Below are 10457 nucleotides of genomic sequence, written 5' to 3' on the forward strand. Positions count from 1 at the left end.
CCCGGAGAAAGGGGCGGCGGATGCGCATCTTGATCGTTGACGACGAGCCTGCGGTTCACGAATCCTATCGGCGCTGCTTCGCCCCCGTCACGACGGAGGCGAGCGACGCGCTGTTGGCGATGGCCGGCGAGCTGTGGGACGACGACGCGGAGCCGAAGCCCGAGCCGTGCCAGCCGAAGATCGATGCAACTCATTGTACCCAGGGCCTGGACGGCGTGGAGGCGGTGGAGCGCGCGCTGGCCAATGGACAGCCCTATTCGGTGGCCTTCATCGACATACGCATGCCGCCGGGTATCGACGGCAAGGAGACTGCGCAGCGCATCCGCGCGCTCGATCCCGACATCAACATCGTCATCGTGACCGGATATTCGGACTTCTCCCCGCTGGAGATCGCCCAGGTTGCAGGCCCGGTGGACAAGCTTTTCTACGTCGCCAAGCCGTTCGAGGTGGTGGAGATCTGCCAGACCGCGACCGCGCTGGCACATCGCTGGCAGGCCGACCGCGAACTGGCGGCCGCGCGCGAGACGCTGGCGGCGCAGGTGCGCCAGCTGGAGCAGCAGGCCGCCGAGCTTTCCGCCAACGAGAGCCGCGCGAACCACGCTGCCAGCCACGATCCGCTGACCGACGCGCCCAACCGGCTCGCCTTCACCCGCGCGCTTGCCATGCGCGCCCGCGGCGAGGGCATGTTCGCAGTGGCGATGGTGGACCTGGACCGGTTCAAGCTGGTCAACGATACCTTGGGCCATCTCGCCGGCGACGAGCTGATCCGCGAGATCTACGGCATCCTCATTCGATCCGCGCCGGAGGACGCGCTGGTGGCGCGGCTGGGCGGCGACGAATTCGGTATCCTGTTCGAAACGCCCGGCGACGAGGCGGCGAAGATGGCGTGCGACCATATCATCCTGGGTTGCAACACGACCATGAAGGTTCTGGGCCATTCGGTGCATGGCTCGGCCTCGATCGGCGTGGTGGTCGCCGGCGAGGACGGGGCGCGTGATCCGATCGACCTGATGCGCCGTGCCGACCTGGCGCTGAACGACGCCAAGCGCGAGGGCCGCAACCTGGCGCGGCTGTTCGACGAGAGCATGGACGAGGGCATCCGCATCCGCCGTCGAATCGAGAGCGGCCTGTCACAGGCGATCGCGAAGGGCGAGCTGGGCATGGTGTTCCAGCCGATCGTCGGACGCGATACGCTGGAGATCGTCGGCTTCGAGGCGCTGCTGCGTTGGCATACGGACCAACACGGTCCGATCAGCCCGGCGATTTTCATCCCGATCGCCGAGGAATCGAACCTCATCCACGAACTGGGCGACTGGGTGATCGACGAAAGCCTGAAGGTGCTGGCCGAATGGCCGGGCCAGTATGTTTCGGTGAACTTCAGCCCGCGCCAGTTCCGCCGGCATAACTTCGTCGGCTATGTGATGGAGCGCGTGCAGCGTGCGGGCATCGCACCCTCCCGCTTCCAGATCGAGATCACCGAAACCGCGATCTTCGACGATGCGGAGCGCGCCGCCGAGACCCTGTACCGGCTCCGCCAGATGGGCTTCCGCATCTCGCTGGACGATTTCGGCACCGGCTATTCCTCGCTCTACAACATCCGCAAGTTCGCGCTCGACAGCCTCAAGATCGACCGCAGCTTCATCGACGGCATGGGCCGCGAGCGCGAATCGGCGGCGATCGTCCACTCGATCATCCACCTGGGCCGCGCGCTGGGGCTGGAAGTGATCGCGGAAGGCGTGGAGACGGAGTCCCAAGTTCAATCCCTGCGGATCGCCGGCGCCAGCCACCTTCAAGGCTTCTTCTTCTCCCGGCCGGTAGCGGCGGATGCGGCGCTCGCGCTCGCCCGGCAGCGCTTCATCGGCGCGGAGGAGGCTCCCGCCGACGGAACCAACGGCTGATGGCCGGCGCCGCCATCCGCGGCGCCCTGGCAACCGCCTGGTTCGTCGTCCGGCTGCGGCCGCGGTTGCTCGGCGCACGGCTGGTGCTGACGCTGACCGCGATCGGCCTGGCCGGCGCCGTCGCAATCACGCTGCTGCTCGCCGCGATCATCACGCCCAGCTTCAGCGCGCTGGAGGCGCAATCGATCGAGAGGGAGGTGGAGCGGACCCGCGCTGTGCTGGACGACTATGCCGGCAAGGTCGAGAGCGCGGTGCGCGACTATGGCGACTGGGACGCCAGCTACAACTACATGCGTCGGCCGAACACCGCGTTCGAGCGGGAGAGTTTCTCGCCGCCGGCCATGGCCAATCTTGGCGTCAACGGCATGGCCTATGTGCGCGACGCCCGACGGATCGTGATCGCACGCTGGATCGACGCCGATGGCCGCGACAACCCCGCCATGCGCCGGCACCTGGTCGCTGCGATCAAGCGCAGCGACCCGGCCAGCGTGCTGTCCGGCCAGCGATCCAACGCCTATTATCTTCGGCTCGGCGACCGAGTGGCGGCTGTGGCGGTCGCGCGGGTGCGCCGCAGCGATGGAACGGGCGCGCCGCTCGGTTTCGTGCTGATGGCCAAGGAGATCACGTCTGCGCGCCTGTCCGCGCTGCTGGGAACGCACGCCCAGATTGATACGGCCGCTTCCCAGAGGGAGAGGGTGGAACGAACGCCGAGCCGGATCGCGCTATCGGTGCCGATCGACGGGCCAAATGCCGTGCCGGTGGCGTCCGCGCGCTTCGCCTTCGGGCGCGACGTCTTCGTGCTGGGCCGGCGCGTGCTGCTGCTGGCGGTAGCAGGATCGACGCTGCTGCTGCTGCTGATCCTGGTGGTGCTGCGGCGGACGGTGGACCGGCAGGTGCTGGCACCGCTGGGGCGAGTGGAGCGGCACATGCAGCATGTCCGCGCCTCCGGCTCGCTGGGGCTGCTCGACGAGGAGGATCGCAGCGACGAGATCGGTTCGCTGGGTCGCAGCTTCAACGCGATGCTGCGGCAGTTGGAGGATCTGCGCGAGCAGATCGAGGCCCAGTCGTTCGCGCTTGGCCGGACGGAGAGCGCCGTGGCGGTGATGCACAACGTACGCAATGCCCTGAACCCGGTCTCGACCATCCTCAGCCACGGCATCCGACAGGCGCCCCCGGTGGACCGCGCGATGCTGGACCGGGCGCTGGACGAGCTTGCCGGCGGCGACGTTGGCGAGGATCGGCGCGAGAAGCTGGCCGCGTTCGTGCGGCGCGGCATCGACGCGACCGACGCGGCGCGGGCCGAGCAGGTGCGGCAACTGGGCATCGGGCGCGAAGCGTTGGCGCACGTGCTCGACATCATCGGCACGCAGCAGGCGCAGGCACACGAGCGGCCGGCGCTCAGCGACGTGGACGTGACGGAGGTGGTGGCGCAGAATGCCACCATCGCGCGCTATTCCGACGCATGTTCGGTGGCGCTGAGCTTCCCGGCACAGCCGATGCGGGCCATGGCCAACCGCGTGCTCCTGAGCCAGGTGATCGGCAACCTGTTCTCCAATGCCGCGGAGGCGATTGCCGCGACGGGGCGCAACAGCGGATCGATCGCGGTCACCGTCCATCGCGAAGGCGCGGGCGTGGTGATCCGCATCCGCGACGATGGCGAGGGCTTCCGCCCGGAGGAGGCCCCGCACTTCTTCCAGCGCGGCTTTTCCACCCGGGCGCACAAGTCGGGCGGACTCGGGCTGCACTGGTGCGCCAACTCGATGGTGGCGATGGAGGGATCGCTGGTGCTGGTCAGCGAGGGGCCGGGTCGCGGCGCGGTGGCGGTGCTGACGCTCCGCGCGCCGGAAGCGATGGCCGCCGCCGCCTGAGCGCGCGTGTCAGCCCCAGGGGCGTTCGCGGAACCACTTGGTGATGACGTATTTCACGCCGGCGCGCACCTTCATGCCCTGATGCATGGTGGCGGGATTGAGGCTGCCGTCGGCACGGCGGTTGTTCCAGGCGAGCAGCTTGCCGGTCTCGGGCTGGACGATCTTGTCGATCGCCTTGAACCGCGTGGCGCCGCCCGCCTCGGGCTCGTTCAGGTAGATCATCGCGGTCCAGGTGCGATTCCCGGCGACCGAGCAATAGCGGTGGAAATCGACGCCCTGCGGCTCGAAATAATCGGTGTGCGCCTTGAACTCCTGCCCCACGGCGTAGCGCTGGCCCTGGATCGGCTCGCCATGCGCGGGATCGAAGCCGGTGATCTCGGCGATGCGGCGGTCCACCTCGGCGACCACGGGATCGGCGGGGTCGAGGTCGCAGGTCTCGCTGGTGCGATAGGCGGCGTCGCCGTTCGAATCGGAGATGGTGGAGGGGCGGCGGCGCGCGTCGATCCGCGCGATCAGTTCAACGCACAGCTCCGGCTCCAGGAAGCCGCGGTGGAGGAACAGGGTGAGCTTGGGGCTGGGGACGCGCTGCACGCCCGCGCGCGCCGAGAGCCGTGCGACCGCTTCGGTCGGGTCGAGCCCGGATGCGGTGGGGACCGTCGCCATGCTGTCGCCCATGCCACCGCGCGCAAAGCCTAGCAACGTCCGGCCAATTGCTTCAAAAGGCGCGGCGATGCGGGACATGATGGGGCGCGCCGCTGCGGCGCGCGAGACGGGCGGACACCGATGCGCTTGAGGTTCGATGCCCGCGGCCGGGCGATCCTGCGGCGGTTGCCGGTCAACGTCTATTCGCTGGCGGAACTGGCGCTGCTCGGCCTGCTGGCGGTGCAGGGCGCGCGGCTGACCTGGGCGATCGCGACGCCGATCGCGCCGCTGGGTGACTGGCGGCCGGCCGAGCCGAGCGTGCCGGGTGACCCCGCGGGCGTGCTGGCGGGGTTCGACCCGTTCTTCCGGATCAGCGGCCAGCAAGGTCCGGCGCAGGTGAGCGCAGGCGACGTGAAATTGTTTGGCGTGCGCGTCGACGAGGCGATGGGGCGCGGCTCGGCGATCGTGGCGGGGCCGGACGGGGTGCAGAAGAGCGTCTCGGTGGGCGAGGAGATCGCGCCGGGCGTGACGCTGCAGGCGGTGGCGTTCGATCACGTCACGCTGGCGCGCGGCGGCGTGCCGGAGGACCTGTACCTCGACCAGTCGGGCGGCGGGGCGGGCGGGGCCCCTGCGGCCACACCGGCAGCGGATCGCGGCGTCAGCATCGACCAGCTGACCCAGGAGATCGGCGCCATCCCGCGCATCCAGCGCGGCGCGATCACCGGGCTGGTGGTGCGCCGCCAGGGCGAGGGCAGCGCCTTTGCCGCGGCGGGGCTGCGCGACGGCGATGTGGTCACCGCATTGGGCGGCAAGCCGGTGAGCGGGCCCGACGACCTCGACCGGCTGCGGCGCGACTATCCCGCCGGCGGGGCGATCCCGATCACGGTGGAGCGCGGCGGCGACGCCCTGGAACTGACGGTGAAGGTGGCTGGGCAATGAGAAAGCTCGTTCTCGCGGCGGCGCTCGCCTGCGCCGCGCCGGGCCTTGCCCAGACCACGCTCAACGTGCGCGATGCGGATATCCGCGCGTTCATCGCCGATGCCGCCAAGGTGACGGGCCGCACCTTCATCATCGACGCGCGGGTGCAGGGCAAGGTTTCGGTGGTGACCGACCGGCCGCTGAGCCGCAGCGAGTATCTGGAGGTGTTCCTTTCCACGCTGCGCGCGAACGGGCTGGTCGCGGTGCCGACCGCCAATGGCGCGTTCCGCGTCCAGCCGATCGACAATGCGGCTCAGCAGCCGAGCCGGATCGGCAGCGCTGGCGCCAATCGCAACAGTCTGGTGACCGAGATCGTCCGGCTGCGGTCGGTGGACGCCTCCACCGCGGTGGACACGGTGCGGCCGCTGGTCAGCGCGCAGGGCTCCGTCACCGCCAATCGCGGCGGCAACAGCCTGGTGGTGGTGGACTTCGCCGACAACGTGCGCCGGGTGCGCGAGGTGCTGCGGCGGATCGACACCGACAATGCCGCGACGCGGGTGATCGCGCTGAAGAACGCCAGCGCCAAGGAGATCGCCGCGGCGCTCCAGGGGCTGCTCGGCGGCGGCGCAGCGCCCGCGGGCGGGCAGGGCGCGGCGGCGGGGGGTGGCACGACGGCCAGCGTGGTGGCGATCGACAGCGCCAACTCGGTGGCGCTGCGCGGCGATCCGCAGACGGTGGCGCGCCTGTCCGCGATCGCGCTGGACCTCGACCAGAAGGCCAAGAGCGGCACCGAGATCAAGGTGGTGTTCCTGGAGAATGCGGATGCGGCGCAGCTGCTGCCCGTGCTCCAGCAGCTCGTCGGCCAGACGCCCGACCAGGTGCCGCAATCCACCTTGTCGCAATCGGGCTTCAGCACCTCGGGTAGCTCGAGCAGCAACGGGCAGGTGGCGCAGGCCGCGGCGCCGACCACCAGCGGCGCCAGCCAGCAGCAGGCGGCGGCACCCGGCGGTGCGCCCACCCAGGCGGCGCTGACCACCGAGGGCGGGCGCACCGCCGCGGTGGTGACGCGCTTCGCCGGGGCCAATGCGATCATCATCGCCGCGCCGGCGGACATCCAGCGCCAGCTTTCGGAAGTGGTGCGCCAGCTCGACACCCGCCGCGCGCAGGTGCTGGTGGAGGCGATCGTCGCGGAGGTGTCCGACACCACGGTCAACCGGCTGGGCTTCCAATTCCTCCTCGGAAACCTCTCGGGCGGGGCGTTCGGCGCGACCAGCTTCTCCAACTCGGCGCCCAACCTGCTGACCGTGGCGGGCGCGATCGCCGCGCGCGAGCTCAACACCACCACCACGACGATCAACGGATCGACCGTCACCACCAGCACCAATTCGACGATCAGCGACCAATTGCTCCAGCAGGCGGCCAACTCCATCCTGGGCGCGGGGGGCGGCATTCTGGGCGGCGGCGGGCGCAGCGGCGACACGATCTTCGGCGGCATCATCAATGCGGTGAAGAGCGACAACACCTCCAACCTGCTCCAGGCGCCGCACGTGCTGACACTGGACAATCAGGTGGCGCGCATCCTGGTGGGCCAGGAGATCCCGATCACCACCGGCCAGGCGCTGAGCCAGAATTTCGACAATGCCTTCCGCACGGTGCAGCGCGAGAATGTCGGTATCGAGCTGGAGGTGCGGCCGCAGGTCAATTCCTCGGGGGCGATCAAGCTGTTCCTGCGCCAGCAGGTGAGCAGCATCGCCGGGCCGGTGAGCAACGACAATTCCGACCTGATCCTCAACAAGCGCGAGGTGGAGACGACGCTGACCGTGGACGACGGCCAGATCGCGGTGATCGGCGGCCTGCTCGACGACAACGAGCGGCGGACGATCGAGAAGATTCCGCTGCTGGGCGACATTCCCGCGCTGGGCGTGCTGTTCCGCTCCAAGGCGAAGACGCGTGCCAAGACCAACCTGATGGTGTTCATCCGCCCGACGATCCTGCGCACGCCGGAGGACAGTCGGCGGGTGACCGAGCAGCGCTACGGCTACCTTCGCCTCCAGCAGGGCATGCAGGACCCGACGCGGGAGCCGACCATCGACGAGCTGGTGCGCGATTACATGGGCGCGGCGCCGCCGATCCCCTCCGCGCCGGTGCCCGGCAACATCGAGGACCCGCGCGTGGCGGTGCCGGTGATGAAGAACACGCAATCGACCGTGCGGGTGCGGGGCCAGTGATCCGCACGGGGCGGGAGATCGATGCAAGCCCCTCCCCTTCAGGGGAGGGGATGGGGGTGAGGGATGTCTCGCCGAGACTTGCGCCCGCGGCACTGCCCCACCCCAACCCCTCCCCTGAAGGGGAGGGGCTTGCCTTGGCATCGTTGCTGCCGCTCCCCTACACCTTCGCGCGCAAGTTCGGCGTGGTGCTCGACGGAGACGGTGTCGCGCTGCGCGAGGGCGCGGACCCGCGCGCGCTGATCGAGGTGCGGCGGGTGGTCGGTCGGCCGCTCGACATTCGCGTGGTGGCGCCGGCCGAGTTCGACCGGCTGCTCTCCGACCACTACGCCATGGACGGGCAGGCGACTGCCGCCGCTGCGGTGGGGATGGGCGACGAGCTCGACCTGCTCGCCGACGGCATCCCGACCGCGGAGGACCTGCTCGACACCGCCGATGACGCCCCCGCGATCCGGCTGATCAACGGCATCATCGCCGATGCCGCGCGCAACGGCGTGTCCGACATCCATATCGAGCCCTACGAGACCGGCCTGGTGGTGCGGATGCGCATCGACGGGGTGCTGCGCGAGACCTTGCGCATGCCGCCGCACGTCGCGCCGGTGGTGGTCAGCCGCGTCAAGGTGATGGCGCGGCTCGACATCGCCGAGCGGCGGGTGCCGCAGGATGGGCGGATGGGGCTGACGCTTGGCGGGAAGCTGCTCGACGTTCGCGTCTCGACATTGCCTAGCCGGGCGGGCGAGCGGGTGGTGCTGCGCATCCTCGACAAGGAGAATGCGGGGATTGACCTGGATGCGCTTGGCATGGACCCGGCGATGTATGCGCTGCTCAAGGGCGCGATCGCCGAGCCCAACGGCATCGTGCTGGTCACCGGGCCGACCGGCAGCGGCAAGACGACTTCGCTCTACGCCTCGCTGCGGCTGCTCAACGACGGCACGCGCAACATCCTGACGGTGGAGGACCCGGTCGAATATGCGGTCGAGGGCGTCGGCCAGACCCAGGTCAACGCCAAGGTGGGACTGACCTTCGCCGCCGGCCTGCGCGCGATCCTGCGCCAGGACCCCGACGTGGTGATGGTGGGCGAGATCCGCGACCGCGAGACTGCCGAGATCGCGGTGCAGGCGTCGCTGACCGGGCACCTGGTGCTCTCCACCGTCCACACCAACGACGCCGCGGGCGCGATCACGCGGATGCGTGACATGCGGGTGGAGCCGTTCCTGCTCGCCTCCACGCTGCGCGCGGTGATCGCGCAGCGGCTGGTGCGGCGGCTGTGCCCGTCGTGCCGGCGGCCGGTGCGGGCGGAGGGGACGGTTGCGGTGCTGCTGGGGGTGGCGCCGGAGGCGACCGTCTATGAGGCGGTGGGCTGCGAGCAATGTTCGCGGACGGGGTTCCGCGGACGGATCGGGGTCTATGAAGGCATCCGCGTCGACGAGACGGTGCGGCGGATGATCAACGAGGGCGCGGACGAGGATGCCATCGCCGCTTACGCGTTCGCGCGTGGCGGCCGGCTGGCGCAGAATGCGCGGCGGCTGGTGGAGGAGGGCGTGACGACCGCCGAGGAGGCGGTGCGGGTGTCGCGGGCGGATGGATCGGAATCCCCCTCCCTGGAAGGGAGGGGCTAGGGGTGGGTGGAGGCTTGGTGATACGGCAAGGTCAGGCGATCGGGCATCCGTATCGCCAGGCCTCCACCCACCCCCGGCCCCTCCCTTCCAGGGAGGAGAGTCTCGATGGCTGACTTCGACTTCCTCGCCATCGACACGCGCGGGCAGGAGACGCGCGGGCATGTCGCCGCGGACAGCCTCGACGCGGCGCGCGCGCTGCTCGACCGGCGGCGGCTGTACGTGGTGCGGATCGAGCCGGGGAGCGCGCCCGCTGCGAAAGGGCGACCGCTGTTCGGGCTGACACTCGGTGCGCCGAAGATGTCGGGCAAGCAGCTGACCCTTTTCACCCGCCAGCTGGCGACGCTCAACCGCGTCGCGCCGCTGGAGGAATCGCTGCGCACCATCACCCGGCAGACCGAGCAGGAGCGGGTGCAGGCGGTGGTCCAGTCGGTGCACGCCGGCGTGGTCGAGGGGCGCCGCCTCGCCGATGCGATGGCGCGCGAGCCGAAGAGCTTTCCGCCGCTCTATCGCGCGATGGTGGCGGCGGGCGAGGGATCGGGGTCGCTGCCCGCGATCCTCGACCGGCTGGCGATCCTGCTGGAACGGCAGGCGGAGATCCGCGGCAAGCTGCTGACCGCGCTCGCTTATCCCACCATCCTGGCGCTGGTGGCGATGGGCGTGGTGGTGGCGCTGATGATGTTCGTGGTGCCGCAGGTGGTGGAGCAATTCGAGGATGTCGGCCAGACCTTGCCGCTGCTGACCCGGCTGGTGATCGCGCTGTCCGACCTGCTGGTCGGCTGGTGGTGGCTGATGCTGCTGGGGGTGGCGGCGCTGGGCGTGGGCGGCTGGTTCGCGTTGCGCCAGCCGCCGATCCGGCTGGCGTTCGACACAAGGCTGCTGCGGCTGCCCCTGCTCGGGCGGCTGCTGCGCGACCTGCATGCGGCGCGGATGGCTCGGACGCTCTCCACGATGGTGGCGAGCCGGCTGCCCTTGCTCGACGGGCTGACGCTGACCGCGGGCACGATCCACAACCGGCGGCTTCGTATCGCGTCCGACGAGATCGCCGAGGCGGTGCGCGGCGGCGGCAGCCTGTCCGCGGCGATGCGCCGCGCGGGCGTCTTTCCCCCTCTGCTGACGTATCTGGCGGCGAGCGGCGAGAGCGCCGGGCGACTGGACGAGATGCTGGAGCGCGCGGCCGATTACCTCGAGCGCGAGTTCGACCGCTTCACCGCCACCGCTTTGTCGCTGCTGGAGCCGGCGATCATCGTGGTGATGGGGGGCATCGTCGCGACGATCGTGCTATCCATC

Annotated in this window: 7 protein-coding genes; 6 read left to right on the forward strand and 1 reads right to left on the reverse strand. The window is 70.1% G+C overall.

The features are described from left to right. The first annotated feature begins 20 nt into the window (after positions 1–20). Together ACFDTH_RS04475 and ACFDTH_RS04480 are read left to right on the forward strand one after the other, a co-directional pair. A complete protein-coding gene (locus ACFDTH_RS04475) occupies positions 21–1898 on the forward strand; it encodes an EAL domain-containing protein (protein ID WP_375286302.1) in 1878 nt (625 codons plus the stop codon). Next, entirely contained in the window at positions 1898–3766 is a 1869-nt protein-coding gene (locus tag ACFDTH_RS04480) for a CHASE4 domain-containing protein (protein ID WP_375286303.1), read from the forward strand. The genes ACFDTH_RS04475 and ACFDTH_RS04480 overlap by 1 nt, the downstream gene beginning before the upstream one ends. Before the next feature lie 9 nt (positions 3767–3775). On the opposite strand, the gene ACFDTH_RS04485 is transcribed toward ACFDTH_RS04480, so the two are convergent. Further along, positions 3776–4429 (reverse strand): prolyl hydroxylase family protein, encoded by a 654-nt coding sequence (locus tag ACFDTH_RS04485; protein WP_375286305.1) that lies wholly within the window; start codon positions 4427–4429, stop codon positions 3776–3778. A gap of 120 nt (positions 4430–4549) precedes the next feature. Between ACFDTH_RS04485 and ACFDTH_RS04490 the strand changes: the two genes are divergently transcribed. The 4 genes from ACFDTH_RS04490 to gspF form a co-directional block, all read left to right on the forward strand. After that, positions 4550–5347 carry a type II secretion system protein N gene (locus ACFDTH_RS04490; protein WP_375286306.1) on the forward strand — a complete coding sequence of 266 codons (798 nt, stop codon included), beginning with the start codon at positions 4550–4552 and terminating at the stop codon, positions 5345–5347. Further along, entirely contained in the window at positions 5344–7554 is a 2211-nt protein-coding gene (gene gspD / locus ACFDTH_RS04495; protein WP_375286307.1) for a type II secretion system secretin GspD, read from the forward strand. Before ACFDTH_RS04490 ends, gspD begins: the two co-directional genes overlap by 4 nt. A gap of 50 nt (positions 7555–7604) precedes the next feature. Then, a complete protein-coding gene (locus ACFDTH_RS04500) occupies positions 7605–9170 on the forward strand; it encodes a GspE/PulE family protein (protein ID WP_375286308.1) in 1566 nt (521 codons plus the stop codon). Positions 9171–9275: 105 nt separating this feature from the next. Beyond that, positions 9276–10457 (forward strand): type II secretion system inner membrane protein GspF (gene gspF / locus ACFDTH_RS04505; RefSeq protein WP_375286309.1); only part of this gene is annotated, 1182 nt, incomplete at its 3' end.

Source organism: Sphingomonas sp. (genome assembly GCF_042096255.1).
Taxonomy (GTDB): domain Bacteria; phylum Pseudomonadota; class Alphaproteobacteria; order Sphingomonadales; family Sphingomonadaceae; genus Sphingomonas.